The following is a 25,774-nucleotide window of genomic DNA, read 5'->3' as shown; positions in this document are numbered from 1 at the left end:
CGAGGGGGACTGTAGGCAATGGCGGCGGTTAAGTCCATGCCGGGGGTGGTCAGCGAACCCCCGGCGCCGGAGAACGAGGAAGGTGGTTACTTGGGCAGCGTGCCCTGGACCCCCTCGACGTAGTAGGCCATCGACAGGATCTCGGGATCCGTCGCGGTCTTGCCCTCCGCGACGACGACCTTGCCCGACTGGTCCTTGATCGGTCCGGTGAAGGGATGCAGGGCGCCGGACTTGATATCCTCGACCGCCTTGGTGGCAAGCGCCCTGACGTCCTCCGGGATCGACGGATTGAACGGCGGCAGGATAACCGTCCCCGTGGCGAGGCCGCCCCAGTAGTCCTCGGATTTCCAGGTGCCGTCGAGCACCGCCTGGACGCGCTGGATGTAATAAGGCGTCCAGTCGTCGACGATGGAGGTGAGATGCGCCTTGGGTCCGAAGCGCGACATGTCGGACGACTGGCCGAACGCGTAAATGCCTCGGGCCTCCGCCTCCTGGATCGGCGCCGGGCTGTCGGTGTGCTGCGACAGGATGTCGGCGCCCTGGTCGATCAGCGCCTTGGCGGCGGCCGCCTCCTTGCCCGGATCATACCAGCTGTTGACCCATACGACGCGGACCTGGGCTTGCGGGTTGACGCTCCGCAGCGCCAGCGTGAAGGCGTTGATGCCGCTGACGACCTCGGGGATCGGGAAGGAGCCGATATAGCCGATGATATTCGACTTGGTCAGCTTGCCCGCGATCAGGCCACAGACGGTGCGTCCCTCGTAGAATCGGCCGGAATAGGTCGCGACGTTGGCGGCTCGCTTGTATCCCGTCGCGTGCTCGAACTTGACCTTGGGGAATCGCTGGGCGACCTTCAAGGTCGGGTTCATGAAGCCGAACGAGGTGGTGAAGATCAGGCCGCAGCCGCCGGCGGCGAGCTGGTTGATGACGCGCTCGGTGTCAGGGCCCTCGGCGACGTTCTCGACATAGGTCGTCTCGACCCGGTCGCCGAAATGCTCGGCGACGTGCTTCCGTCCAAGATCATGCTGATAGCTGTAGCCATGGTCCGACACCGGGCCGACATAGACGAATCCGACTTTCAGCTTATCGGCGGCGATCGCCCGTCCCACCATCGGACCGACACCGAGAGCCGCGGCGGTCCCAGCCACCGAAAGTCCGAACTGACGTCTGTTGAGCATTTTTGTTTTTCCCTCCGAGAAAGCCGATCTAGGCGCGGTCCGGTTTGATATAACGCCGCGCGTGCCGTGATGCAGAATGAATGCCCGCGAGCGACCTTGGAAGCGGTGATTTCGATGAAGGACCTAACGCTCGTCGCATCAACTCGACCAAGCCGCCACCAACCGGAAGCCACGGGGGATCCTGGCCGAGTTTTGGTTAGGGACGCGGCATGACATCGTGATTTTAGGCAAAAAATGGGTGACGTTGCCCAAGTGAAGGCGTAGTGTCTCGCCCACAAAAAGAAAAAGGACCGCGCTGTCACCGCAGCGCGGCCCGAAGTTAGGGAGGAATCGCCACCAGGCGTCGGTAAGAGGGATAAACCCTCTCAGCGATAAAAATTATTGTATGAGCGACTGAGCAAGGCAAGCCACAAAATGGGGCTCGCCTTTTCTTTTGCTCATTTTCTTGCTCTTTTGCCCATTTTGTATGCGATTGAGCGAGTTTCATCCATGGTTAAGCCTGTTTTTTAGGCTCCGTAACCGGTGTACCCAGCCCGTCGGGCTCGAATCCAGGGCGGATCGAGCGTTGCGATCTGTGTTTCGACTGGGCAGCCCAAATGATGGGCGCCCGGCAGGTAACCGAGGCTCATCAGAAACTCGTTGACGATCTCCCCCCCGGTGAAGCGGAACTGGCCCTTGAAGAGCTTGACCCAACCGGCCTTGTCCATCGGGTGGTGGGCGTCCAACCAACCTGCGAATCCCCCATGGCTGTCCCGCAAGGCGCGGACGCGTTTGGCGTTCTCGATCACCGCGTCCACCTTGAGCCGGTTGCGGATGATCCCCGCGTCGGCCAGCAATCGGGCGCGCTCCTCCTCGCCATACTCCGCGACCCGATCCACGTCGTAGTTCTCGAAGGCGGCGGCGAAGGCCGCCCGTTTCTTCAGGATCGTCAGCCACGACAGACCCGCTTGGTTGATCTCGAGGACAAGGCGCTCGAACAGCACGCGCTCGTCAGCCGACGGAAAGCCGTATTCGGTGTCGTGATAGGGGCCGTGCCAAGGATGTCCCGGCGCCGCCTCGCAATAGGTCATGGCCATGCCACGATGCTTTCCCTGGTGGGCTCACGTCCGGAAGGAGATCAGACCGGACGTGACGGTCAGATGGATGAGCAGCCAGATCACGGCCGATACCGCCGTGGTCACGGCGAATTTGAGGCCGATCCGCGGCTTGGCGGGAGCGCCATCCGCCATGCCGGGCTCGGCCCGTTCCGGAGCGTGGGATCCCCACGGCAGAACCGCGAAGAGAACCGTCCACCAAACGACGAAGTAGACGGCGATGCCACTGATCCAACCCATGTGTCAGGCCTGTTCCAGTTCCACCAGAGTGCCTAGGAAATCCTTGGGATGCAGGAAGAGCACCGGCTTGTCGTGGGCGCCGATCTTCGGCTCGCCATCACCCAATACGCGGGCGCCGTCCGCCTTCATCTTGTCGCGAGCCACAAGGATGTCCGGCACCTCGTAGCAGACGTGATGGATGCCGCCCGACGGGTTGCCGGCCAGGAACTTGGCGATCGGGCTGGTCTCGCCCAGCGGATACAGCAACTCGATCTTGGTGTTCGGCAATTCCACGAAGACCACCGTGACCCCATGGGCTGGCTGGTCGATCGGAGCCGAGACGGTGGCACCAAGAGTATCGCGGTAGAGCGCCGTCGCCTTTTCGAGATCAGGCACGGCGATCGCCACATGGTTGAGTTTGCCGATCATGCGCGGGTTCCCCTGTTTTCGTAATCGAAGCCGGCGTATCGCGGCCGGAGCGCCCTTCCTATAGCCGAACCAGATGCACTTCCGTGAGCGGCTTTTTGCCCTGGCTGGCGTTGAAGGCGCGGCGAACCGCGATACGGGCGGCTTGGCGGACCGCCTCGTCGTCCAGTCGGGTCGGTTGGGGCAGTTCCTCCACCGCCTTGCCCACGGCGTGGGCGACCTCGCCCAGGATATCTGCCGCCTCGGGTCCCTCGACCACGCCCATGGCGGTGACCTGCGGCGGGCTCACCAACTCACCGGCGGCGTTCATCACCAGGGTGGCGACCGCCGCGCCGTTGTACATCATGCGATGCCGGCCCCGCATCACTCCGGCGTCCAAGGGCACGATCCGCTTGCCGTCAAGTGCGAGGCGGCCGTGCTGGACCTGCCCTACCACCTCGGCCGGACCGGGAACCAGCCGGATGATGGAGCCATTCTCCGGAATGATGGTGTCGGGAACCTGGCATTTGCGGGCCAGCAGCGCGTGCTCGGTCTGGTGGCGGATCTCGCCATGGATCGGCACCGCCAGCTTCGGGCGGACCCACTGGTACATGCGGGTGAGTTCGTCCCGCGCCGGATGCCCGGAGACGTGGACGAACTCCGTGTCGGCGGTGATGACCTCCACACCCTGCCCGATCAGCATGTTCTGTACCCTGCCGATCGCCCGCTCGTTGCCCGGGATCTCGCGTGACGAGAATATCACCGTGTCGCCGCGTTCCAGGGTGATCTCGGGGTGGTCGTCGGCCGCGATCCTCGACAAGGCGGAACGAGGCTCCCCCTGGCTGCCGGTGCAGATCAGAACCGTCCTGTCGCGCGGCAGGAACCCGGCGTCGCGCTCGCTCAGAAAGGGCGCGACGTCCTTCAGGTAGCCGTTCGCCCGGGCGGCCTCGTTGATCCGCCAGAGGGAGCGTCCGACCAGGGCCACGTTGCGGTCAGCCGCCGCCGCGGCGGTGGCGATGCTCTCCAGCCGGGCCACGTTGGTGGCGAAGCAACTGATCGCGATGCGGTTTTCGAGGGTGGCGAACAGCTTCACCAAGCTGTCCCGGACGGCCGCCTCCGAACCCGAGGATCCTGGGACCATGGCGTTGGTGCTGTCGCAGACCATCGCCAGCACGCCTTCGTCGCCCAACCGGCGCAGCGCGGCCTCGTCAGTGGTGGCACCCACGACGGGATCGGGGTCGAGCTTCCAATCCCCGGTGTGCAGTACGGCGCCCAGGGGAGTGCGCAGGACAAGCGCATTCGGCTCCAGGACGGAATGGGTCACGGTGATCAGCTCGACGTCGAAGGGGCCCACCCGGAACCGCCCCGACAGCGGTACCTCGATGATCTCCACCTTGGTGGCGAGGTTCCGTTCGACCAGCTTGGCTCGCAGGACCGACGCGGTGAACGGTGTCGCGTAGACGGGGCAGCGAAGTTCCGGCCACAGATATTGCACGGCACCGATATGGTCCTCATGGGCGTGCGTCAGCACCAGCCCGACCAGATCGTCCCGCCGGTCGCGGATGAACGTTGGATCAGGCATGATCACGTCGACGCCCGGCATTGTCTCGTCGCCGAACGATATCCCCAGATCCACCATTAGCCATTTGCCCGCATGACCATAGAGATTGAGGTTCATGCCGATTTCACCGGAGCCTCCGAGAGGCAGGAAGTGGATCTCGTCGGAGCCGGGGCGGTGGAGATCGGGAGATGATGTCATGAAGCCGTGTTGCGTTGATGGACAAGGAGGAGACCCCGCAGGGTCAGTTCGTTGTCGATGTGATCGATCATGGAAGTGGCTTCCGCGAACTGGGCGCCAAGTCCCCCGGTGACGATCACTGTCACGGGCGGGTCTCCCGTCGGCGACAATTCGGCCTCTATCCGCGTCAGCAGACCTTCGATCATGCTGAGATAGCCCCAGAACATGCCCGACTGCATCGCGCCGACCGTTCCCTTGCCGATGACGGTCGCTGGCCTGACGATATCGACCTTGGGCAGCTGCGCCGCCACACGGTGCAGGGCATCGAGGGCGAGGCTGGGGCCGGGCGCGATCACGCCGCCGCAGAAGCCACCATCACGATCGACGATGTCGAAGGTCGTCCCCGTGCCGATATCGACCACGACCAGCGGCGCCGGATAGGTCGCGACCGCCGCTATCGCGTTGAGCAATCGGTCGGCGCCGGCCTCCCTCGGATTGTCGATCCGGATTTCGATGCCGAGCCGCACTCCCGGTGCGCCGATCCGCATCGGCTCCACGCCGAAGTGATCGCGGCACAGGCGCTGGAGGTTGAACGTCGCGGCGGGCACGACGCTGCCGAGGATGGCGGCGTCGATGTCCTCCCGGCGCAGCCCCTTCATGGTCATCAGGCTGGTCAGCCAGACCGCGTATTCATCGGCGGTGCGGCGCCCATCCGTCGAGATCCGCCATTGACCCTGCTTGCTATCCCCATCGAATACCGCGAACACCACATTCGTGTTGCCAGCGTCGATCGCGAGCAGCATGTCAGTCCTTCCCGGTCGGAACGGCGGTCAATCCCGGAAAGAAGACATCGCCGGCGGTGATCCGCCGGCGCTCGCCATTCTCCATCTCCAGCAGCAGCGCGCCATCCGTGTCGAGATCGGCGAAGACCCCTTCGAGGGTACTGTGAGCCAGCCTGACCGTGATCGGGCCACCGACACCCCGCGCCGTTTCCAGCCATCCTTCCCGAATCCGCTCGAAACCCTCGGTCTTCCAGACCTCGTACCATGTCGCGAAAGCCTGGGCGAAGCGGACCAGAACGGCGCGAGGCTCATCGAGACGCGCGCACTCCTCGCGGAGGGAGGTGGCTGGGAACTCGGCGTCTGGGGGATAGTGCTGGACGTTGATGCCGACGCCGACGACCAGCCAGTCGACGGTCCCGGACGCGTCGGTCTCCGACTCCAACAGGATGCCGGCTACCTTGCGATCATCCAGCAACACGTCGTTGGGCCACTTGCACCGGCAGACCGCCTCGGGGAGCAATGGCTGGAGCGCGTCGGCCAAGGCCCCCGCCGTCGCGAAAGATAGCTGGGCCGCCTGGGCCGGCATGCAGCCGGGCCGCAGGATCAAACTCGCGTAGACATTTCCCTCGGGCGAAGCCCAAGGCCTACCCCGCCGACCTCGACCCGCCGTCTGCCGCGAAGCCCAAACGAGAGTGCCGTGACCGGCACCCTCGTCACGCGCCAATCTCTTGGCTTCCTCATTCGTGCTATCCAGGCTCTCGTAGGCCACCAGCCGATATTCCGGCGGCAACCCCTTGAGCGCCTCGCCCTTGAGCGCCCGGTCGGCGGGAGGCGATCCCATCATCCAGCGAACAGCGACGCGGCGGCGGCTGCGGCGCCGTTGAGCAACGGCGACGGGAAGAAGAAGAACAACAGCGTGAACAGGCTGGTGCCCGCGATGACCAGGGTCATCTCGCCGCTGATGTTGCGATCCAGCGGTTCCACCGGCTCATCGAAGTACATGACCTTGATGATCCGCAGATAGTAGAACGCGCCGACCACGCTCGCCAGCACGCCCAGGATCGCCAGGGAGTACAGGTGGGCCTGGATCGCCGCCTGGAACACGAACAGCTTGGCGAAGAAGCCCGCCGCCGGCGGGATGCCGGCCATGGAGAACATGAAGATCAGCATGGCGAGCGCCAGCATCGGATGCGTCTTCGACAAGCCGGCGAGATCGGTGATCTCCTCGACCATCCGGCCATTCTGGCGCATGCACAGGATGATGCCGAAGGTGCCGATGTTCATGAAGATGTAGATCGCCATGTAGAACATCACGCCGCGCACGCCCAATTCCGTGCCGGCCGCCAAGCCAACCAGCGCGAAGCCGATATGGCCGATCGAGCTATAGGCCATCAGGCGCTTGATGTTGGTCTGTCCGATCGCCGCGAACGAGCCCAGCACCATCGACGCCAAGGCGGTGAAGTAGATGATCTGGCGCCACTGGTCGACCATCGAACCGAACGGCTCGATCAGGAGACGGACGAACAGGGCGATGGCCGCGACCTTGGGAGCCACCGCGAAGAAGGCGGTGACCGGCGTCGGAGCGCCCTCGTAGACGTCGGGCGTCCACATGTGGAACGGCACCGCCGAGATCTTGAAGGCGAGACCCGCCGCGACGAAGGTCAAGCCGGCGATCAAGCCGATCGAGGTGTGGCCGGCCTGCTGGCCATGGCCGGCGAACAGATCCGCCAGCACGGAGAAGTTGGTGGTGCCGGCGAAGCCGTAGACCAGCGAAGCGCCGTACAGCAGCATGCCCGACGACAAGGCACCCAGGACGAAGTACTTCAGGCCCGCCTCGCTGGATTTCGCGTGGTCGCGGCGGAAGGCGGCCAGGACGTAGAGGGCCAGACTCTGCAGTTCCAGACCGACATAGAGCGAGATGAGGTCGTTGGCCGACACCATCATCATCATGCCGAGGGTGGCCAGCAGCATCAGCACCGGGAACTCGATCCGCTTCATCTGCTCGCGCTCGATGTAGTTGATCGAGACCAGCACCGAGAGGGCGGACCCCATCAGCACCAGCACCTTCATGAAGGCGCCGAAGCTGTCCATGACGAAGAGGTTGCTGAAGGTGACCTCCCGGACCCCGGACCCGGTCAGCACCAGTACGGCCGCGACCACCTCGACGCCGACCGTCAGATACGAGATAAGCCGCGTGTCGCCATCGCCCCGGAAGACGCCCAGCATCAGCAGGGTGATGGCCGACAGGGCCATGAAGATCTCCGGCAAGGCCGGTGTCAGCACTGGAAATTCGGTCATTTGAATTCTTCCTCCCGGCCCTATCGCACCGCGACGGCGGCGCTGACACCGTCAGCCAGAGCGGTTTGATAGTTCTTGATCATGGCCTCGACCGAAACCGACATGACGTTCAGGAAGGTGGCGGGATAGATCCCCATCCACAGCACCAGCACGACCAGCGGCACGAAGATCGCGATCTCGCGGGGGTTCAGGTCGAGCATGCCTTTGACGTCATCCTTGGTGATCTTGCCGAACACGACGCGGCGATAGAGCCACAGCATGTAGGCGGCACCCAGGATGATGCCGATGGTCGCCAGGAATGCCACCCAGGTGTTGTCCTGGAACGCGCCGATCAGGATCAGGAACTCGCCGACGAAGCCGCTGGTGCCGGGCAATCCGACCGAGGCCAGCATCATCAGCATGAACACGATCGCGTATTTGGGCATGTTCTGGACCAGACCGCCATAGCGCGCGATCTCGCGGGTGTGGAGACGGTCGTAGACGACGCCGACGCAGAGGAACAGGGCGCCGGAAACGATGCCGTGGCTCAGCATCTGGAACAGCGAGCCCTCGACACCCTGACGGGTCATGGTGAACATGCCGATCGTGACGAAGCCCATGTGCGCGATCGACGAATAGGCGATCAGCTTCTTCATGTCCTCCTGGGCCAGCGCCACGAGCGAGGTGTAGATGATCGCGACGACGCTCAGTGTGTAGATCAGTGGGGTGAAGTACTCGGTCGCCTCCGGCAGGATCGGGATCGAGAAGCGGAGGAAACCGTAGCCGCCCATCTTCAGCAGAACGCCCGCCAGGATGACCGAGCCGGCCGTCGGCGCCTCGACGTGCGCGTCGGGCAACCAAGTGTGGACCGGCCACATCGGAACCTTGACCGCGAAGGAAGCGAACAGCGCCAGCCACAGCCAGATCTGCATGCTGCGCGGGAAGTCGGTCTGGATCAGCGTCGGCAGGTCGGTCGTGCCAGCCACGAAGTACATGGCCAGGATCGCCAGGAGCATCAGCACCGAGCCGAGCAGCGTGTAGAGGAAGAACTTGAACGCCGCGTAGACCCGACGCGCGCCGCCCCACACCCCGATGATCAGGAACATCGGGATCAGCACGCCCTCGAAGAACATGTAGAAGAGGATGAAGTCCAACGCGCAGAACATGCCGACCATCAAGGTCTCCAGGACCAGGAAGGCGATCATGTATTCCTTGACGCGGACCTTCACCGACTCCCAGCTCGCCAGGATGCACAGCGGGGTCAGGAAGGTCGACAGGAGGACGAATAGCACCGAGATGCCATCGACCCCCATGTGGTAGTTGACGTTGAACGCCGGGATCCACTCGACCTGCTCCACCATCTGGAACGCGGCCGTGGAGTTGTCGAAGTTCAACCAGATGAACACCGAAAGCACGAAGGTGATCAGCGAGGTCCACAACGCCACACTTCGGGCGTTGCGCGCCACCACGTCGGGTTCACCGCGGATCAGAAGGATGAACGCGGCTCCGACGAGCGGCAGGAATGTCGTTAGCGACAGGATGGGCCAGCCAGCCATGATCAGTCTTGCCTCGCCGTATCAACCGAAGAAATAGAACCAGCCGACCAGCAGCACCACACCGATCACCATCGCGAAGGCGTAGTGATAGACATAGCCGGACTGGAGGCGGGCGGCACGGAACGCGACGTCGCGGGTGGCGGCGGCGATCCCATCGGGACCCACGCCGTCGATGATCGCGCCGTCACCGGATTTCCACAGGCCATAGCCCAGGAACTTGGCCGGTTGAACGAACAGCTTGTCGTACAGCTCGTCGAACATCCACTTGCGATAGACGAACCGGTAGACGCCGCCCAGCTTGGAGGCCACGATGCCGGGCAGCTGCGGCATGAACATGTAGAACAGGTAGGCCAACGCGATGCCGATCAGGCCCGCGATGAACGGCGCCAGCGGCACCCAGCCTGGAACATGGTGGGCGGCCTCGACCGTGTCGTTTTCGTGCAGGACGAAGATCGCCTTGCCCCAGAACTCGCCCCTGCCCTCACCGACGAACCAGTTGTAGGCGACCATGCCGGCGAACACTGCGCCGATCGCGAGGATCCCCAGGGGGATCGTCATGATCAGCGGGCTCTCGTGGACATGGGCCATCACCCGGTCGTTGGCGCGCGGACGGCCATGGAAGGTCATGATGATCAGGCGCCACGAGTAGAAGGCCGTCATCAGCGCCGCGAGGATGCCGAGCCAGAAGGCGTAGGTGCCGACCGCCGAATGCGAGGCGTAGGCCGCCTCCAGGATCATGTCCTTCGAGTAGTAGCCGGCGAAGAATGGGATTCCGGCGAGCGCTAGACTGCCGATCCACATCATCACGTAGGTCACCGGGATCAGGCGCCAGACGCCGCCCATCTTCCGCATGTCCTGCTCGTCCGACAGCGCGTGGATCACCGATCCGGCGCCGAGGAACAGCAGCGCCTTGAAGAAGGCGTGCGTCATCAGGTGGAACATCGCGGCGCTATAGGCCGAGACACCGAGCGCGAAGAACATGTAGCCGAGCTGGCTCATGGTCGAGTAGGCGATGACGCGCTTGATGTCGAACTGGGTCAGGCCGATGGTCGCGGCGACGAAGGCGGTGGAGGCGCCGACGAAGGCGATGAAGTTCAGCGCGGCCGGAGCGTATTCGAAGATCGGCGACAGGCGCGCCACCATGAAGACGCCGGCGGTGACCATGGTGGCCGCGTGGATCAGCGCCGAAACCGGCGTCGGGCCTTCCATCGCGTCAGGCAGCCACGTGTGCAGGCCGAGCTGCGCCGACTTGCCCATGGCACCCATGAACAGCAGCAGGCAGGCGACGGTCAGCGCGTCCAGATCGAACCCGAGGAAGTTGATCGTGTGGCCCGCCATCCCGGCGGCGGCGGCGAACACGGTGTCGAAGTGCACCGAGCCGAACAGGAAGAAGATCGCCATGATGCCGAGGGCGAACCCGAAGTCACCGACCCGGTTGACGATGAACGCCTTCATCGACGCGGCATTGGCGCTCGGCTTCTCGTACCAGAAGTTGATCAGCAGGTATGAGGCGAGACCGACGCCTTCCCAGCCGAAATACATCTGCACGAAGTTGTCGGCCGTCACCAGCATCAGCATGAAGAAGGTGAACAGGCTGAGATAGGCCATGAAGCGCGGCTTGTGGTGGTCGTGGCTCATGTACCCGATCGAGTACACGTGGACCATCGACGACACCGTGTTGACCACGATCAGCATGACGGCGGTCAGGCTGTCGAACTTGAGCGCCCATGACACCTCGAAGGTGCCGCTGTCGATCCAGGTCATCAGCTCGATCGTGCGGGCGTTGCCGTGCAGGGCCACATCGACGAACAGCCAGACGGAGATCAGGGCGGAGACGCAAACGGCGCCCGTGGTGACGATTTGGGATCCCCGGTCGCCGATCAGGCGCCCGAAGAACCCGGCGATGAACGCCGCCAGCAGCGGCAGGAAAATGGCTGCGACTTCCATGACCGCCACCTCAGCCCTTCATCATGTTGATGTCGTCCACCGCGATGGTGCCGCGGTTGCGGAAGTAGACGACCAGGATGGCCAGGCCGATCGCGGCCTCGGCGGCCGCGACGGTCAGGATGAACATCGCGAAGACCTGTCCGACCAGGTCATTGAGGAACACCGAGAACGCCACCAGATTGATGTTGACGGCCAGCAGGATCAGTTCGACCGACATCAGGATGATGATGACGTTTTTCCGATTGAGGAAGATCCCGAAGACGCCGAGCGTGAACACGATCGCGGCGACGGTCAGGTAATGGGCGAGACCGATTTCCATTCAGACACCTCCTCGGGTCGGCACCTTGCGGATCGCGACGACTTGGTCGCGACGGCGGCTGACCTGGGCGCTGATGTTCTGGCGACGGACACCCTCGCGCGACCGCAGGGTCAGGACGATGGCGCCGATCATCGCGATCAGGAGGATCAGGCCGGCCGCTTGGAACAGGTAGGCGTAGTGGGTGTAGATCAGCAGCCCCAGGGCATGGGTGTTGTTGATCTGATCCGGCGCAGGGGTAGGCGCTCCGGACACGGCGGCCAGATCGGGAACGATCACCCAGGTGCCGAGCACCAAAGCCAGCTCGACCAGCAGGACCAGCCCCACCGTGATGCCGACCGGCAGATATTGCAGGGCGCCCGACCGCAGTTCGCGGAAGTTGATGTCGAGCATCATCACCACGAACAGGAAGAGCACCGCGACGGCCCCGACATAGACGATCACCAGGATCATCGCCACGAACTCCGCGCCGATCAGCACGAAAAGCCCCGCGGCGTTGAAGAAGGCGAGGATCAGGAAGAGCACCGAGTGCACCGGGTTGCGGGCCGCGATGACCATGACGGCGGACGCCACCAGGATAGCGGCGAAAAGGTAGAAGGCCAAGCTCTGCACGATCATGGCGTTCCCCGCCTCTTGTGATGAGGGAAGGTGTCTGTGCTCACTTCCGGAGTCCCTTTAGTCGGGTTCTTGCGGTGTCTTGCGGTCCAACCCGGGTCCCGCCGGGGATTGGCGGGACCCTAGGAGGATTGTGGGTTTTTAGCGGTAAGGAGCATCGACCGCAACGTTCGCGGCGAGCTGGGCCTCCCAGCGGTCGCCGTTCTCGAGCAGCTTGTCCTTGTTGTAGAAGAGTTCCTCGCGGGTTTCCGTGGAGAACTCGAAATTCGGCCCCTCGACGATCGCGTCCACCGGGCATGCCTCCTGGCACAACCCGCAGTAGATACACTTTGTCATGTCGATGTCGTATCGGGTGGTCCTGCGACTGCCATCGTCACGCGGCTCGGCCTCGATCGTGATGGCCAGGGCGGGGCAGACGGCTTCGCACAGCTTGCAGGCGATGCACCGCTCCTCGCCATTGGGATACCGTCGGAGCGCGTGCTCGCCCCGGAACCGCGGACTGATCGGTCCCTTCTCAAAGGGATAGTTCAGGGTGACGCGCGGCCGGAACATATAGCTGAAAGTCAGGCCCAGTCCGGACAGCAGTTCGGTCAGGAAGAAGCCCCGCGCAGTGCGATCCAGGAATGCCATGTCTTCAGTTCTCCTGTCATGCGCGGCGGCCGGGATATCCCACCGCGCCGCGCATGAAATCAAGCAAGGGTTAGGGCAACCAGCCGAAGGTGACGAGGACGCCGGCGGTCAGGATGACCCAGAACAGGGAGAAAGGCAGGAACACCTTCCAACCCAGCCGCATCAACTGGTCATAGCGGTAGCGCGGCACCGTGGCGCGGACCCACAGGAACATGAACAGCACCAGCGCGATCTTCAGCGCGAACCAGATCGGACCCGGGATCCAGTTGAGCGGCGCGATGTCGAACGGCGGCAACCAGCCCCCGAGGAACAGGATCGACGTCATCGCGCTCATGAGGATCATGTTCGCGTATTCGCCGAGGAAGAACAGCGCGAAGGTCATCGCCGAATATTCGACGTTGTAACCGCCGACCAACTCCGACTCGCCCTCTGGCAGGTCGAACGGAGCGCGGTTGGTTTCCGCCAGTGCCGAGATGAAGAACACGACGAACATCGGGAACAGCGGGATCGCAAACCACACCGTCCGCTGGGCCAGCACCACGTCGGACAGGTTCAACGAGCCGACGCAGAGCAGCACCGTGATGATCACGAAGCCGATCGACACCTCGTAGGAGACCATCTGCGCCGCGGAGCGGAGGCCGCCGAGGAAAGCGTATTTCGAGTTGGACGCCCAGCCGGCCATGATGATGCCATACACGCCCAGCGACGAGATCGCGAACAGATACAGCACGCCGACATTGATGTTCGCCAGCACCATGGTCGAGCTGAACGGGATGACGGCCCAGGCGATCAGGCTGAGCAGGAACGTCAGCATCGGCGCGAAGACGAAGACGACGCGGTTGGCGCCGGCCGGGATCACCGTCTCCTTGCCGAACAGCTTGAGGCCGTCGGCCAGCGGCTGGAACAGGCCGAACGGACCCACCATATTGGGGCCCTGCCGCAACTGCATCGCCGCCAGCACCTTGCGCTCGGCATAGGTCAGATAGGCCACGCCGACCAGCAGGGGAATGATGATGGCGACGATCTGAAGGACGATGATGATCGTCGGCCAGGCGTAGCCGCTCCAAAGCTCAACCATGGGTGCCGGTCCTCTCGCTCGCAGCCGCCAGGAAGGTCTCGGTGCATTTCGCCATGGTGGCCGAGGCGCGGCTGATCGGGTCGGTCATGTAGTAGTTTTCGATCGGACAGTGGAACGGCGCGGCATCGATCGTGCCGGCTTGGCCGAACGGCCCCCACTCGGCCATCGTCAGGCTCTCGATCGAACGGAACACCGGGCTGGCCTCCGCCAGACGCTTCCGGACCTGTGCCAAGCTGTCATAGGGAAGCCGCACACCCAGTTGATCACCCAAGGCTCGCAGAATCTTCCAGTCCTCACGCGCCTCGCCGAGCGGGAACACCGCCATGCGCGCCATCTGGACGCGGCCCTCGGTGTTGACGTACAGGCCATTCTTCTCGGTATAGGCGGCGCCCGGTAGGACCACATCGGCGCGGTGGGCGCCACGGTCGCCGTGATGGCCCTGGTAGATCACGAAGGCGTCGCCCAGTTTGGCCGTGTCGATTTCGTCGGCGCCCAGCAGGTAGACGACCTCGATGGCACCCGAACTGGCGCCCGCCAGGATCTCGGCGGTGGCTTTGCCACCCTGTCCCGGCAGGAAGCCCAACTCTAACCCACCAACCCGCGCGGCGGCGGTGTGGAGGACGTTGAAGCCGTTCCAACCGTCCTGGACCATGTTGTTCGCTTCGGCCGCCTGACGGGCCAGCGCCTGGATCGCGGCGCCATCGGCGCGACGCAGCGCCCCGGCACCCAGGATCAGCATCGGGCGTTTGGCGGTCTTCAGGATCTCGCAGAACTCATGGCTACCGTCCGCCAATTCCTGCAGGGTCTGCGGCCCGGCACCCAGATAGGTGTAGGGATATGTGAGGTCGCGCCGCTCGCCGACCACGCCCACCTTCAAGCCACCCATCAGGTAACGCTTGCGAATGCGCGCGTTGACCATCGAGCCTTCCCAGCGGGGATAGGTGCCGATCAACAGGATGGCATCGGCCTTTTCGATGCCGGCGATCGTGGTGTTGAACAGATAGCCGGCGCGGGCCGACGTGTCGAAGGCGGCTCCGTCCTGGCGACAGTCCAGGTTCTTGGAGCCAAGCCCCTCGACCAGATCCTTCAGAGCCACCATGGACTCGGCGTCGCACAGGTCGCCAGCCAGGGCGGCGATACGATCACCGGGAACGCCCTTGACCCGCTCGGCGATGGCGGTGAACGCCTCGGCCCAAGTCGCCGGCTGGAGCTTGCCATCGCGGCGGACATAGGGACGGTCCAGGCGCTGCCGCTTCAATCCGTCATAGTGGAAGCGGCTCTTATCGGCCAGCCACTCCTCGTTGATGTCCTCGTTGAGGCGCGGCGTCAGGCGCATCACCTCGGGACCGCGGGTGTCCACGCGGATGTTGCTGCCGAGCGCGTCCATCACGTCGATCGTCTCGGTCTTGCGCAGCTCCCAGGGCCGGGTGGTGAAGGCGTATGGCTTTGAGGTCAGGGCCCCGACCGGGCAGACGTCGATCAAGTTGCCGGATAGCTCCGACGAGATCGCCTGCTCGATGTAGGTGCCGACCTCCATGTGCTCGCCACGACCCGTGGCGCCGAGCTCCGGCACGCCGGCGATCTCGTCGGCGAAGCGGATGCAGCGGGTGCAGTGGATGCAGCGGGTCATGATCGTCTTGATCAACGGCCCCAGGTACTTGTCCTTGACCGCCCGCTTGTTCTCCTGGAACCGGGAGCGATCGAAGCCGTAGCCCATCGCTTGGTCCTGGAGATCGCACTCGCCACCTTGGTCGCAGATCGGGCAATCCAGCGGATGGTTGATCAGCAGGAATTCCATCACGCCCTTGCGGGCCTTGTGGACCAGATCCGTGTTGGTCTTGATCACCATGCCCTCGCCGCAGGGCATGGCGCAGGAGGCCACCGGCTTCGGCGCTTTCTCCATCTCGACCAGGCACATGCGGCAGTTGGCCGGAACCGTCAACCGTTCATGGTAGCAAAAGCGGGGGATCTCGATACCGATCTGCTCGCAGGCCTGCAGCACGGAAGTACCCGGCTCGACCTCGACCTCGATCCCGTCAATCGTTAGTTTGGGCATAGTGATGTCTCGTCGCTACGTTCGGCTGCCGGTTCATTCCGCCGCGGCACGCTGGGTGCCGGTGTACTGCAGGATGCGCCGTTCCATTTCGGGGCGGAAGTGCCGGATCAAGCCCTGAACGGGCCAAGCCGCCGCGTCACCGAGGGCGCAAATCGTGTGGCCCTCGATCTCCTTGGTGACGTCGAACAGCATGTCGATCTCGTCGATCCGCGCTTTACCTTGTGCCATCCGTTCCATGACGCGCCACAGCCAGCCGGTGCCTTCGCGGCAAGGGGTGCATTGGCCACAGCTCTCGTGCATGTAGAACTTGGACAGGCGGGCGATCGCTTTGACGATGTCGGTGGACTTGTCCATGACGATGATGCCAGCGGTGCCGAGACCGGACCGGACCTCGCGCAGACTGTCGAAGTCCATCAGGACCGTGTCGCAGATCGACCGCGGCAAGACTGGAACCGAGGAACCGCCGGGAATGATGGCCAGCAGGTTATCCCAGCCGCCCCGCACGCCACCGGCGTGCTTCTCGATCAGCTCCTTCAGCGGGATCCCCATCTCCTCTTCCACGTTGCAGGGCTTGTTGACGTGGCCGGAAATGCAGAAGACCTTGGTCCCGGTGTTCTTCGGCCGGCCCAAGCCAGCGAACCAAGCGGCGCCCCGGCGGAGGATGGTCGGGACGACCGCGACGCTCTCGACGTTGTTGACGGTGGTCGGGCAGGAATACAGACCGGCCTGGGCCGGGAACGGCGGCTTGTTGCGCGGCTGGCCCTTCTTGCCCTCGAGGCTCTCGATCAGCGCGGTTTCCTCGCCGCAGATATAGGCGCCGGCGCCGCGGTGCAGATAGAGATCGAAGTCCCAGCCGGAGCCACAGGCGTTCTTGCCGATCAATCCGGCGGCGTAAGCCTCGTCGATGGCCCGTTGGAGATTGGAGCCCTCGTTGTAGAACTCGCCTCGGATGTAGATGTAGCAGGCGTTGGCGCCGATCGCGAAGCTGGCGATCAGGCAGCCCTCGATCAGCTTGTGCGGATCGTGACGCATGATGTCACGGTCCTTGCACGTACCCGGCTCGCCCTCGTCGGCGTTGATCACCAGATAGTGCGGCCGATCGCCGGTCTGCTTGGGCATGAAGGACCATTTGAGACCGGTGGAGAAGCCCGCGCCGCCTCGACCGCGTAAACCCGACTCCTTGGTCTCGTTGATGATCCATTCCCTGCCCTTCAGGATCAGGTCCTTGGTGTTGTCCCAATCGCCACGCGCCCGCGCGCCGTCCAGCGCGAAATCCTCGAAGCCGTAGAGATTGGTGAAAATGCGGTCTTCGTCCCGAAGCATCGCGGCCCCTCAGTCATCGCCGTGGGTGGAATCCGCGGCTGGCGCGGAGGCGGACGTCGACGTCCTGGAAATCAATGTGGTCGGGCCGCCGGACGGGCTGGATGTCTGGCGTCCCGAGATCGGCCCAGCCTTGGGCCGCTCGCCGCGTTTCAGCGCGTCCAGCAGCGCCTCAGTGCCGGCGGCGTCCAGATCCTCGTAGTAATCGTCGTTGATCTGGACCATCGGCGCGTTGACGCAGGCGCCCAGGCATTCGACCTCGATCACGGTGAACTGACCGTCCGAAGTCGTCTCTCCCAGACCGATGCCAAGCTTCCGCTCGCAGGCCTTGACCACATCATCCGATCCCCGCAACCAACAAGGCGTCGTGGTGCAGACCTGGATGAAATGCTTACCGACCGGCTTCAGGTTGTACATCGTGTAGAAGGTGGCGACCTCATAAACACGGATGCGCGGCATCGACAGCATCTCGGCCACGTAATCCATGGCCGCCCGGGGCAACCAGTTGTCGTTCTGTCGTTGCGCCAGATCCAGCAAGGGCATCACTGCGCTCGCCTGCTTGCCCGCCGGGTACTTCGCGATGATGTGCTTGGCCCGCTCCAGGTTTTCCGCCGTGAAGGCGAAATCCTTGGGTCCCTCGAGGGGCGCCGTTCCGTTTGAGCTCATCGATCGATTTCTCCGAACACGACATCCATGGACCCGATGATCGCCACGGTATCCGCCAGCATGTGGCCCTTCGACATGAAGTCGAGGCCCTGAAGGTGGGCGAAACCGGGAGCCCGGATCTTGCAGCGATATGGCTTGTTGGTCCCATCCGATACCAGATAGACCCCGAACTCCCCCTTGGGCGCCTCGACCGCCGTATATGTTTCTCCGGCCGGCACGTGGTAGCCCTCGGTATAGAGCTTGAAGTGATGGATTAGGGCTTCCATCGACCGCTTCATTTCGCCGCGGCGGGGTGGGGAGATCTTATGATCCTGCACCTTGACCGGACCGTCGGGCAATTTCTCGAGGCACTGCCGCATGATCTTGTTGGACTCGCTCATCTCCTCCATGCGGACGAGGTAGCGCGCGTAGCAATCGCCGGTGAGCCCGACCGGGATGTCGAAGTCCATCTGGTCATAGACGTCGTAGGGTTGGGCTTTCCGTAGGTCCCACGCGACGTTCGAGGCGCGCAGCATCGGACCCGTGAAACCCCAGTCGAGGGCTTCCTGCTCGCTGACGATCCCAATGTCGACGGTCCGCTGCTTGAAGATGCGGTTCTCCGACAGCAGGTTCTCCAGGTCGCTGAGGAACTTGGGAAAATGCTCGGTGTATTCCCAAATGTCGTCGGCGAGCCCAGCCGGCATATCGAAGGCGACTCCGCCGGGACGGAAGTAGTTCGCGTGGAGACGGGCGCCGCTGACGCGCTCGTAGAATTCCATCAGCTTCTCACGCTCCTCGAAGCCCCACAGCGACGGCGTGATGGCACCGACGTCGAGCGCGTAGGTGGTGATGTTCAGCAAATGGTTGAGGATGCGCGTGATCTCGCTGAACAGCACCCGGATGTACTGGGCCCGGGGCGGTGGCGTGATGCGCAACAGCTTTTCAACGGCGAGCGCGAAGGCATGCTCCTGGCACATCGGCGACACGTAGTCGAGCCGGTCGAAGTACGGAGTCGCCTGAAGGTAAGTCTTGTACTCGATCAGCTTCTCGGTGCCGCGGTGGAGCAATCCAATATGAGGATCGGCACGCTCGACCACCTCGCCATCCATCTCCAGCACGAGGCGCAACACCCCGTGAGCCGCGGGGTGCTGCGGCCCGAAATTCATCGTGAACGGCTTGATCTTCGATTCTACGGCATTGGTCGCGGTTGCCATCACTTGTTGCTCCCCGGCTGGGCCGCACCCTTGGGCGCCTCAGCCTTTTCATCGCCCGGCAGCATGACATTGGTCATGCCCTCCCAAGGGCTGAGGAAATCGAACGAACGGAAATCCTGGGTCAGCTTGACCGGTTCGTAGACGACTCGTTTCTGCTCGTCGTCGTATCGCAGTTCCACGTAGCCGGTCAGCGGGAAATCCTTGCGCAGGGGATGCCCCTCGAACCCGTAGTCGGTCAGGATTCGCCGTAGGTCCGGATGGTCGGAGAAGAAGATCCCATAGAGATCCCAAGCTTCCCGCTCGAACCAAGGTGCCGCGCTGAACACCTCGGCCAGCGAAGGAACCGGCGTGTCCTCGTCCGTCGACACCTTCACGCGGATGCGGAAATTATGCTTCAGGCTGAGTAGGTTGTAGACGACGTCGAACCGCTCCTCGCGCGAGGGGTAATCGGCGCCGCACAGGTCCATCAACTGCTTGAACTGGCAACTGGTGTCGTCACGTAGGAACGTCATGACTCGGACGATCGACGGTCGCTGGACCGCGATGGTCAGTTCACCCAATTCGATGCCGGCGGACAGTATGACATCCGCCAGGCGCGCCTGGAGATGATCGCTCAGTTCCTGAAGCGCTTGGTCGCTCATGATCCGGGACTGCCTTGGTTTAGCGCGCGATGCGATTGCCGCGCTTGATCTTCTTCTGGAGTTGCAGAATCCCGTAGACCAGGGCTTCCGCAGTCGGTGGGCAACCGGGAACGTAGATATCGACCGGGACGATCCGGTCGCAGCCGCGCACCACCGAGTAGGAGTAGTGATAATAGCCGCCGCCATTGGCGCACGAGCCCATGGAGATCACCCAACGGGGTTCCGCCATCTGGTCGTAGACCTTGCGGAGGGCCGGCGCCATCTTGTTGCACAGCGTCCCGGCCACGATCATGACATCGCTCTGGCGCGGACTCGGGCGCGGGATCACGCCGAATCGGTCGAGGTCATAGCGGCTCATGTAGGCGTGGATCATCTCCACCGCGCAGCAGGCGAGGCCGAACGTCATCGGCCACAGCGAACCGGTGCGCGCCCAGTCGAGCAGGGCGTCGAACTTGGCGACGATGAACCCCTTGTCCTGCAACTCGTCGGTGACCGACCTCAGATAGGTGTCCTGATCGGCACCCGGCGCCAGCGGCGCGCCCTGGCCCGGCAGGATCAAACCCTGGGACGGCCGCGCCGCTTGCGAAGGTTGACCTAGGATGGTCAGACCGCCGGCCGGCTGGTTGGGGGTCACTCCCATTCCAGCGCTCCTTTCTTCCATTCGTAGATGAAGCCGATGGTCAACACACCGAGGAACACCACCATCGACCAGAAACCGAACAATCCGATGTCTCCCAGGGATATGGCCCATGGGAACAAAAACGCAACTTCGAGGTCGAAGATGATGAACAGAATGGCGACCAGATAGAACCGCACGTCGAACTTGCTGCGGGCGTCATCGAACGGTTCGAAGCCGCATTCGTACGCGGAAACCTTCTCACTATCCGGCTTCTGGGACGCGACCAGGAATGAGGCGCCAACGGCGGCACCTGCGATGACAACCGCGATCCCGAGAAAGATCAGGATCGGCAGATATTCGACGACCAGCGGATTGGCCATAACGCTCCTCGCATGAGACTGCCTTTTCAGCGTGGCGAGCCCGGCGCGTCGGGCCGACTCATAGCCAGCATGGCAGCTTTTCAATTGGTTACCCGACCTGTCGGGCACCGGGAATATAGGCTGAAAGGGAGTCCAAGGAAAGACAAATAGGCGGAATTCCGCACACGCGAATAGCGCCGAAACCGGCGCGTAACGATTGATACTGTTCGAATTTTTCTGGAAAAATGGCGCGAGTGACGGGACTTGAACCCGCGGCCTCCGGCGTGACAGGCCGGCGCTCTAACCAACTGAGCTACACCCGCGTCTTGATGGCCGGTAATTACGACACGGCCAAATCAGTGTCAATGGTCGAACGGCATCAAAGCGCCATTTACGATCAAAACAACCATGACCAACCGAACAGGTCTGTTTCCCTGTCGGAACCAACGCGGGGGCCAAATGGAGGGAGGACGGCTTAGCGAACCCAAAGTGCGGCGATGAACCGCACCGTGGGGCTTGCCGTGAATTCTGAAAAAGGATCGGCGCGGGCCGCATTGGGATGATGGTGGGCGATGACGGGATCGAACCGCCGACCCTCTCGGTGTAAACGAGACGCTCTACCGCTGAGCTAATCGCCCATCTCCGTCAGCCGGACCGGCTGGCCGCCCTTCTTCTAGCAACTGCCCACCATGCGCACAAGCCCGCGACCGGCATGACGGTCGCGGGCTTGTAAAGGCCGCTGATGGAACTGGCTATGCCCGCCGGCCGACGCGTGGCGTCGGAGCTTAGTTCAGAGCATCCTTGAGGGTCTTGCCCGGCTTGAACTTCGGCTGTTTGGAAGCCGGGATATCGATCTTCTCGCCGGTACGAGGGTTGCGCCCCTGCGATGCCGCCCGGTCCGACACCGCGAATGTGCCGAAGCCGACCAGACGGACCTCCTCGCCCTTTTTGAGCGTGTCGATGATGCCATCGAAGACGGCGTCGACGGCTCGCGTCGCATCCGCCTTCGAAAGACTGGCCGCGTCAGCCACGAGCGCGACGAGATCGTTCTTGTTCACTGGTGAGCCCCCCTTGGAAAACCGCCTGGACCAAGCGCCGAACCGCCCCGGCTCAACGCTCCCACGGTGAAAATGTCCGCCCATGCGACCGCGCCCCTCCCGAGGGGGAGGGGCGCGACGCCGAAGCGAATTTAGGCGGTTTTCGGGGGCGATCTCAATGCCGAATTACTTCCTCGCGATCGGCGTCACCACCCGGAGGGGTTACAGGGGTGGATTCGGCCGGTTCGCTCCACTCAATCGGCACCAGTGGCTTGGTTAGGGCATGCTGGAGCACTTCGTCACCCATTGATACCGGGATGATCTGGAGCCCCTTCTTGACGTTGTCGGGGATTTCGGCGAGGTCCTTCTCGTTGTCCTTGGGAATCAGGACGGTCTTGAGACCACCCCGCAAGGCAGCGAGAAGCTTCTCCTTCAATCCACCGATCGGCAGCACCCGACCGCGCAGAGTGATCTCGCCCGTCATCGCCACATCCTTGCGGACGGGGATGCCAGTAAGCACAGACACGATCGAGGTCACCATCGCGACACCGGCGGAGGGGCCATCCTTCGGCGTGGCGCCTTCCGGCACGTGGACGTGGATGTCCTTCTTGGCGAACAGGTCCGGTCGGATGCCGAAGATCACCGCCCGCGACTTGACGTAGCTCTCGGCCGCCTGGACCGATTCCTTCATCACGTCGCCCAGCTTGCCGGTGGTCGTCACCTTTCCCTTGCCCGGCAACATGACCGCCTCGATCGACAGCAACTCGCCGCCAACTTCGGTCCAGGCCAAGCCAGTGGTGACGCCGAGCAGATCCTCCAACTCCGCCTCACCGAAGCGGAACTTCTTGACGCCCGCGTACTTCTCGATGTTCTCCGACGTGACCTCGATCTTCTCGAGGCCGTCCATCAGGATCTCCTTGATCGCCTTCCGGGCGAGGTTGGCTATCTCGCGCTCGAGACTACGGACGCCGGCCTCCCGGGTGTAATAGCGGATCAAATCCCGGAGCGCGTCATCGGTGACGGCGAACTCGCCCTTCTTCAAGCCGTGCGACTTCAGCTGCTTGTCCAGGAGGTGGCGCTTGGCGATCTCGACCTTCTCGTCCTCGGTGTACCCGGCGACGCGGATGATCTCCATGCGATCCAGCAGCGGCTGCGGCATGCGCAGCGTGTTGGCCGTGCAGACGAACATCACGTCCGAGAGATCGTAGTCGACCTCCAGGTAATGGTCGGCGAAGGTGCCGTTCTGTTCGGGGTCAAGGACCTCGAGCAGGGCGGACGACGGATCGCCGCGCCAGTCGGATCCCAGCTTGTCGACCTCGTCGAGCAGGAACAGCGGATTGGACGACTTGGCCTTCTTCATGCCCTGGATGACCTTGCCGGGCATCGAGCCGATATAGGTCCGCCGGTGACCGCGAACCTCGGCCTCGTCACGGACGCCACCCAGCGACATGCGGACGAAGTTGCGGCCGGTCGCCTTGGCGATCGACTTGCCCAGCGAGGTCTTTCCGACACCCGGAGGACCGACCAAGCACAGGATCGGACCCTTGACCTTGGTCATCCGCTGCTGGACCGCGAGATACTCGAGGATGCGCTCCTTGACCTTCTCCAGTCCGAAGTGATCCGAGTTCAGCACACCCTCGGCCAAGCGGATGTCACGCTTGATCTTGGTGCGCTTCTTCCACGGAATGCTGACGATCCAGTCCAGATAGTTGCGGACCACCGTCGCCTCGGCGGACATCGGGCTCATCGACCGCAGCTTCTTCAGCTCGGCGAGCGCCTTCTCCCGAGCGTCCTTGGTCAGGCGGGTCTTGTTGATACGGTCTTCCAGTTCGGCGACCTCGTCGCGACCGTCCTCCGACTCGCCCAACTCCTTCTGAATGGCCTTGAGCTGTTCGTTGAGGTAGTACTCGCGCTGGGTCTTCTCCATCTGCCGCTTGACGCGGTTGCGGATACGCTTCTCGACCTGGAGCACCCCAATCTCGCCTTCCATGAAGGCGTAGACGCGCTCAAGCCGTTCGCCGACGGTGGCGGTCTCCAACAACTGCTGCTTCTCGGGAATCTTGAGGGCGAGATGCGAGGCGACCGTGTCGGCGAGTTTACCCGCCTCGTCGATCTGGTTGATCGAGACGAGGACCTCGGGCGGAATCTTCTTGTTGAGCTTGATGTACTGCTCGAACTGGGAAACGACGGCGCGCGACAGGGCTTCCAGCTCCTGAACCTCGCCAGCCTTCTCCTCGATCAGCTCGGCGTGCGCCTGGAAGAAGTTGTCGTTCTCGGAAAACTTGGTGATCGACGCCCGCTGACCGCCTTCGACCAGCACCTTGACGGTGCCATCGGGCAGCTTCAGCAGTTGGAGCACCGTACCGATCGTCCCTACGGAGTAGATGTCCGCTGGATTGGGATCATCCTGCGCCGCGTTCTTCTGGGTGACGAGCAGGATCTGCTTGTCATCCTTCATCACGTCTTCCAAAGCCCGCACTGATTTCTCGCGCCCCACGAAGAGCGGCACGATCATGTGCGGGAAGACTACGATGTCCCTCAGCGGGAGGACGGGATACAAAGCTCCACGGGGGATATCTAACATATGGTGCGCCTCTCGTGTGAAGGCCGTCAGCCCGATATGGGCCTGAAAGGAGTCTCACCCCTTGTGGGCGTAAGGACAGTTAGCGGCTTGTTCCTAACGTGGTCCAGGCTAACGGTCCCTTCAAGATCTTGAAACAATTCGTGGGCGAAACGGCACCCGGCGCGCTGATCGGATCACGCGCTGGGCGCCATGTCGCCACGACGTTCGGAATAGATGTAGAGCGGCTTGGCGCGCCCTTCGACCACTTCCTTGTTGATCATGATCTCCTCGACGCCCTGAAGACCGGGCAGTTCGAACATGGGATCGAGCAGGATACCCTCCATGATCGATCTCAGTCCGCGAGCGCCGGTCTTGCGGGCGATCGCCTTGTGGGCGATGCCCTTCAGCGCGTCGTCGGCGAACTCCAGCCTCACATCCTCCATCTCGAACAGCCGCTGGTACTGCTTGACCAAGGCGTTCTTCGGCTTGGTCAGGATCTCCATCAAGGCGGCCTCGTCCAGGTCGGATAGGGTGGCGACCACAGGCAGACGGCCGACGAATTCCGGGATTAGACCGAACTTCAGCAGGTCCTCGGGCTCGACATCGCGCAGGATCGCCCCGGTCTGTCGCTCGTCCGGACCGCGCACGTCGGCGCCGAAGCCGATCGACGTTCCCCGGCCGCGCTGGGCGATGATCTTCTCCAGCCCGGCGAAGGCGCCGCCGCAGATGAACAGGATGTTGGTGGTGTCGACCTGGAGGAATTCCTGCTGCGGATGCTTGCGGCCTCCCTGCGGGGGAACCGAGGCCACGGTGCCTTCCATGATCTTGAGCAGCGCCTGCTGGACGCCCTCGCCCGAAACGTCCCGGGTGATCGACGGGTTGTCCGACTTGCGGCTGATCTTGTCGACCTCGTCGATGTAGACGATGCCGCGCTGGGCGCGCTCCACATTGTAGTCGGCGGCTTGGAGCAGCTTCAGGATGATGTTCTCGACATCCTCGCCGACATAGCCGGCTTCGGTCAGCGTGGTGGCGTCGGCCATCGTGAACGGCACGTCGATGATCCGCGCCAGCGTCTGGGCCAGCAACGTTTTGCCGCACCCCGTGGGACCGACCAGCAGGATGTTGGATTTCGCCAGTTCGACGTCGTTGTGCTTGGTGCCGTGGGCCAGACGCTTGTAGTGATTGTGGACCGCGACGGAGAGCACCCGTTTAGCGTGATCCTGACCGATCACGTAGTCGTCCAGGACGGCATGGATGTCGCGCGGAGTCGGCACCCCGTCGCGGGACTTCACCAGCGTCGTCTTGTTCTCCTCGCGGATGATGTCCATGCATAATTCGACGCATTCATCGCAGATGAACACCGTCGGGCCGGCAATGAGCTTGCGGACCTCATGCTGGCTCTTTCCGCAGAAGGAGCAGTAGAGGGTGTTCTTGGAATCGCCGCCGGTGGACTTGGTCATATGGGCTCCGTCACAGCACCGAGTG

The 25,774-nt window shown here is 63.1% G+C and carries 24 protein-coding genes and 2 tRNA genes; all 26 read right to left on the bottom strand.

Annotation, left to right across the window (positions count from 1 at the left end; all coding sequences use genetic code 11):
* Positions 1 to 86: 86 nt before the first annotated feature.
* A complete protein-coding gene (locus tag N825_RS04250; protein WP_037447290.1) occupies positions 87 to 1,178 on the bottom strand; it encodes a BMP family ABC transporter substrate-binding protein in 1,092 nt (363 codons plus the stop codon).
* 506 nt (positions 1,179 to 1,684) lie between these two features.
* On the bottom strand, positions 1,685 to 2,254 hold the full coding sequence (locus tag N825_RS04245; RefSeq protein WP_037447288.1) for a DNA-3-methyladenine glycosylase I: 570 nt from the start codon (positions 2,252 to 2,254) through the stop codon (positions 1,685 to 1,687).
* Positions 2,255 to 2,278: 24 nt separating this feature from the next.
* Complete coding sequence (locus N825_RS04240) at positions 2,279 to 2,512, bottom strand: DUF1467 family protein (protein WP_037447287.1); 234 nt, start codon at positions 2,510 to 2,512, stop codon at positions 2,279 to 2,281.
* A gap of 3 nt (positions 2,513 to 2,515) precedes the next feature.
* Entirely contained in the window at positions 2,516 to 2,920 is a 405-nt protein-coding gene (gene mce / locus N825_RS04235; RefSeq protein WP_037447286.1) for a methylmalonyl-CoA epimerase, read from the bottom strand.
* Between the two features lie 58 nt (positions 2,921 to 2,978).
* Complete coding sequence (locus N825_RS04230) at positions 2,979 to 4,655, bottom strand: ribonuclease J (RefSeq protein ID WP_051511519.1); 1,677 nt, start codon at positions 4,653 to 4,655, stop codon at positions 2,979 to 2,981.
* Positions 4,652 to 5,437 carry a type III pantothenate kinase gene (locus tag N825_RS04225; protein ID WP_037447283.1) on the bottom strand — a complete coding sequence of 262 codons (786 nt, stop codon included), beginning with the start codon at positions 5,435 to 5,437 and terminating at the stop codon, positions 4,652 to 4,654. The genes N825_RS04230 and N825_RS04225 overlap by 4 nt, the downstream gene beginning before the upstream one ends.
* A 1-nt stretch (position 5,438) precedes the next feature.
* Positions 5,439 to 6,260, bottom strand: coding sequence for a biotin--[acetyl-CoA-carboxylase] ligase (locus N825_RS04220; RefSeq protein WP_245613003.1), 822 nt, complete (start codon positions 6,258 to 6,260; stop codon positions 5,439 to 5,441).
* Complete coding sequence (gene nuoN, locus N825_RS04215; protein WP_037447281.1) at positions 6,257 to 7,714, bottom strand: NADH-quinone oxidoreductase subunit NuoN; 1,458 nt, start codon at positions 7,712 to 7,714, stop codon at positions 6,257 to 6,259. The genes N825_RS04220 and nuoN overlap by 4 nt, the downstream gene beginning before the upstream one ends.
* A gap of 20 nt (positions 7,715 to 7,734) precedes the next feature.
* Positions 7,735 to 9,249: an NADH-quinone oxidoreductase subunit M gene (locus N825_RS04210; protein WP_037447278.1), complete on the bottom strand. Its 1,515-nt coding sequence runs from the start codon at positions 9,247 to 9,249 to the stop codon at positions 7,735 to 7,737.
* 21 nt (positions 9,250 to 9,270) lie between these two features.
* On the bottom strand, positions 9,271 to 11,196 hold the full coding sequence (gene nuoL / locus N825_RS04205) for an NADH-quinone oxidoreductase subunit L (RefSeq protein WP_037447832.1): 1,926 nt from the start codon (positions 11,194 to 11,196) through the stop codon (positions 9,271 to 9,273).
* Between the two features lie 10 nt (positions 11,197 to 11,206).
* Positions 11,207 to 11,515 carry an NADH-quinone oxidoreductase subunit NuoK gene (gene nuoK / locus N825_RS04200; RefSeq protein ID WP_037447277.1) on the bottom strand — a complete coding sequence of 103 codons (309 nt, stop codon included), beginning with the start codon at positions 11,513 to 11,515 and terminating at the stop codon, positions 11,207 to 11,209.
* Entirely contained in the window at positions 11,516 to 12,130 is a 615-nt protein-coding gene (locus tag N825_RS04195; protein WP_037447275.1) for an NADH-quinone oxidoreductase subunit J, read from the bottom strand.
* 138 nt (positions 12,131 to 12,268) lie between these two features.
* On the bottom strand, positions 12,269 to 12,757 hold the full coding sequence (nuoI, locus tag N825_RS04190; RefSeq protein ID WP_037447273.1) for an NADH-quinone oxidoreductase subunit NuoI: 489 nt from the start codon (positions 12,755 to 12,757) through the stop codon (positions 12,269 to 12,271).
* A 70-nt stretch (positions 12,758 to 12,827) separates the two neighbouring features.
* Complete coding sequence (gene nuoH, locus N825_RS04185) at positions 12,828 to 13,835, bottom strand: NADH-quinone oxidoreductase subunit NuoH (RefSeq protein ID WP_037447271.1); 1,008 nt, start codon at positions 13,833 to 13,835, stop codon at positions 12,828 to 12,830.
* On the bottom strand, positions 13,828 to 15,891 hold the full coding sequence (gene nuoG, locus N825_RS04180) for an NADH-quinone oxidoreductase subunit NuoG (protein ID WP_037447267.1): 2,064 nt from the start codon (positions 15,889 to 15,891) through the stop codon (positions 13,828 to 13,830). Before nuoG ends, nuoH begins: the two co-directional genes overlap by 8 nt.
* 33 nt (positions 15,892 to 15,924) lie before the next feature.
* A complete protein-coding gene (gene nuoF / locus N825_RS04175; protein ID WP_037447264.1) occupies positions 15,925 to 17,214 on the bottom strand; it encodes an NADH-quinone oxidoreductase subunit NuoF in 1,290 nt (429 codons plus the stop codon).
* A 9-nt stretch (positions 17,215 to 17,223) separates the two neighbouring features.
* Positions 17,224 to 17,877: an NADH-quinone oxidoreductase subunit NuoE gene (gene nuoE, locus N825_RS04170; protein WP_037447262.1), complete on the bottom strand. Its 654-nt coding sequence runs from the start codon at positions 17,875 to 17,877 to the stop codon at positions 17,224 to 17,226.
* The gene (locus N825_RS04165) at positions 17,874 to 19,070 is read right to left on the bottom strand and encodes an NADH-quinone oxidoreductase subunit D (RefSeq protein WP_037447260.1); all 1,197 of its coding nucleotides are present in this window, start codon (positions 19,068 to 19,070) and stop codon (positions 17,874 to 17,876) included. Before N825_RS04165 ends, nuoE begins: the two co-directional genes overlap by 4 nt.
* Positions 19,070 to 19,711, bottom strand: a complete 642-nt coding sequence (locus N825_RS04160) for an NADH-quinone oxidoreductase subunit C (protein ID WP_037447257.1) — start codon at positions 19,709 to 19,711, stop codon at positions 19,070 to 19,072. Before N825_RS04160 ends, N825_RS04165 begins: the two co-directional genes overlap by 1 nt.
* Positions 19,712 to 19,730: 19 nt before the next feature.
* Positions 19,731 to 20,372: a NuoB/complex I 20 kDa subunit family protein gene (locus N825_RS04155; protein ID WP_425423711.1), complete on the bottom strand. Its 642-nt coding sequence runs from the start codon at positions 20,370 to 20,372 to the stop codon at positions 19,731 to 19,733.
* The gene (locus N825_RS04150; protein ID WP_037447254.1) at positions 20,342 to 20,710 is read right to left on the bottom strand and encodes an NADH-quinone oxidoreductase subunit A; all 369 of its coding nucleotides are present in this window, start codon (positions 20,708 to 20,710) and stop codon (positions 20,342 to 20,344) included. Before N825_RS04150 ends, N825_RS04155 begins: the two co-directional genes overlap by 31 nt.
* Before the next feature lie 225 nt (positions 20,711 to 20,935).
* A tRNA-Asp gene (locus N825_RS04145) sits at positions 20,936 to 21,012 on the bottom strand.
* Between the two features lie 240 nt (positions 21,013 to 21,252).
* Positions 21,253 to 21,327: transfer RNA gene (locus N825_RS04140), tRNA-Val, on the bottom strand.
* 147 nt (positions 21,328 to 21,474) lie between these two features.
* Positions 21,475 to 21,747, bottom strand: a complete 273-nt coding sequence (locus N825_RS04135; protein WP_037447251.1) for an HU family DNA-binding protein — start codon at positions 21,745 to 21,747, stop codon at positions 21,475 to 21,477.
* Positions 21,748 to 21,901: 154 nt separating this feature from the next.
* Positions 21,902 to 24,310, bottom strand: coding sequence for an endopeptidase La (gene lon, locus N825_RS04130; RefSeq protein WP_037447247.1), 2,409 nt, complete (start codon positions 24,308 to 24,310; stop codon positions 21,902 to 21,904).
* A gap of 173 nt (positions 24,311 to 24,483) precedes the next feature.
* A complete protein-coding gene (gene clpX, locus N825_RS04125; protein ID WP_037447244.1) occupies positions 24,484 to 25,749 on the bottom strand; it encodes an ATP-dependent Clp protease ATP-binding subunit ClpX in 1,266 nt (421 codons plus the stop codon).
* Between the last annotated feature and the right edge of the window lie 25 nt (positions 25,750 to 25,774).

It is taken from the genome of Skermanella stibiiresistens SB22, assembly GCF_000576635.1.
GTDB lineage: Bacteria > Pseudomonadota > Alphaproteobacteria > Azospirillales > Azospirillaceae > Skermanella > Skermanella stibiiresistens.
Note: the sequence above shows the minus strand (reverse complement) of the source record. Positions and strands in the feature narration are given on the sequence as shown.

Excerpts from the sequence above, each read along its gene's own strand:
- N825_RS04250 (WP_037447290.1), bottom strand. The coding sequence starts at position 1,178 with ATGCTCAACAGACGTCAGTTCGGACTTTCGGTGGCTGGGACCGCCGCG.
- N825_RS04245 (WP_037447288.1), bottom strand. The coding sequence starts at position 2,254 with ATGGCCATGACCTATTGCGAGGCGGCGCCGGGACATCCTTGGCACGGC.
- N825_RS04240 (WP_037447287.1), bottom strand. The coding sequence starts at position 2,512 with ATGGGTTGGATCAGTGGCATCGCCGTCTACTTCGTCGTTTGGTGGACG.
- mce (WP_037447286.1), bottom strand. The coding sequence starts at position 2,920 with ATGATCGGCAAACTCAACCATGTGGCGATCGCCGTGCCTGATCTCGAA.
- N825_RS04230 (WP_051511519.1), bottom strand. The coding sequence starts at position 4,655 with ATGACATCATCTCCCGATCTCCACCGCCCCGGCTCCGACGAGATCCAC.
- N825_RS04225 (WP_037447283.1), bottom strand. The coding sequence starts at position 5,437 with ATGCTGCTCGCGATCGACGCTGGCAACACGAATGTGGTGTTCGCGGTA.
- N825_RS04220 (WP_245613003.1), bottom strand. The coding sequence starts at position 6,260 with ATGATGGGATCGCCTCCCGCCGACCGGGCGCTCAAGGGCGAGGCGCTC.
- nuoN (WP_037447281.1), bottom strand. The coding sequence starts at position 7,714 with ATGACCGAATTTCCAGTGCTGACACCGGCCTTGCCGGAGATCTTCATG.
- N825_RS04210 (WP_037447278.1), bottom strand. The coding sequence starts at position 9,249 with ATGGCTGGCTGGCCCATCCTGTCGCTAACGACATTCCTGCCGCTCGTC.
- nuoL (WP_037447832.1), bottom strand. The coding sequence starts at position 11,196 with ATGGAAGTCGCAGCCATTTTCCTGCCGCTGCTGGCGGCGTTCATCGCC.
- nuoK (WP_037447277.1), bottom strand. The coding sequence starts at position 11,515 with ATGGAAATCGGTCTCGCCCATTACCTGACCGTCGCCGCGATCGTGTTC.
- N825_RS04195 (WP_037447275.1), bottom strand. The coding sequence starts at position 12,130 with ATGATCGTGCAGAGCTTGGCCTTCTACCTTTTCGCCGCTATCCTGGTG.
- nuoI (WP_037447273.1), bottom strand. The coding sequence starts at position 12,757 with ATGGCATTCCTGGATCGCACTGCGCGGGGCTTCTTCCTGACCGAACTG.
- nuoH (WP_037447271.1), bottom strand. The coding sequence starts at position 13,835 with ATGGTTGAGCTTTGGAGCGGCTACGCCTGGCCGACGATCATCATCGTC.
- nuoG (WP_037447267.1), bottom strand. The coding sequence starts at position 15,891 with ATGCCCAAACTAACGATTGACGGGATCGAGGTCGAGGTCGAGCCGGGT.
- nuoF (WP_037447264.1), bottom strand. The coding sequence starts at position 17,214 with ATGCTTCGGGACGAAGACCGCATTTTCACCAATCTCTACGGCTTCGAG.
- nuoE (WP_037447262.1), bottom strand. The coding sequence starts at position 17,877 with ATGAGCTCAAACGGAACGGCGCCCCTCGAGGGACCCAAGGATTTCGCC.
- N825_RS04165 (WP_037447260.1), bottom strand. The coding sequence starts at position 19,070 with ATGGCAACCGCGACCAATGCCGTAGAATCGAAGATCAAGCCGTTCACG.
- N825_RS04160 (WP_037447257.1), bottom strand. The coding sequence starts at position 19,711 with ATGAGCGACCAAGCGCTTCAGGAACTGAGCGATCATCTCCAGGCGCGC.
- N825_RS04155 (WP_425423711.1), bottom strand. The coding sequence starts at position 20,372 with ATGGAAGAAAGGAGCGCTGGAATGGGAGTGACCCCCAACCAGCCGGCC.
- N825_RS04150 (WP_037447254.1), bottom strand. The coding sequence starts at position 20,710 with ATGGCCAATCCGCTGGTCGTCGAATATCTGCCGATCCTGATCTTTCTC.
- lon (WP_037447247.1), bottom strand. The coding sequence starts at position 24,310 with ATGTTAGATATCCCCCGTGGAGCTTTGTATCCCGTCCTCCCGCTGAGG.
- clpX (WP_037447244.1), bottom strand. The coding sequence starts at position 25,749 with ATGACCAAGTCCACCGGCGGCGATTCCAAGAACACCCTCTACTGCTCC.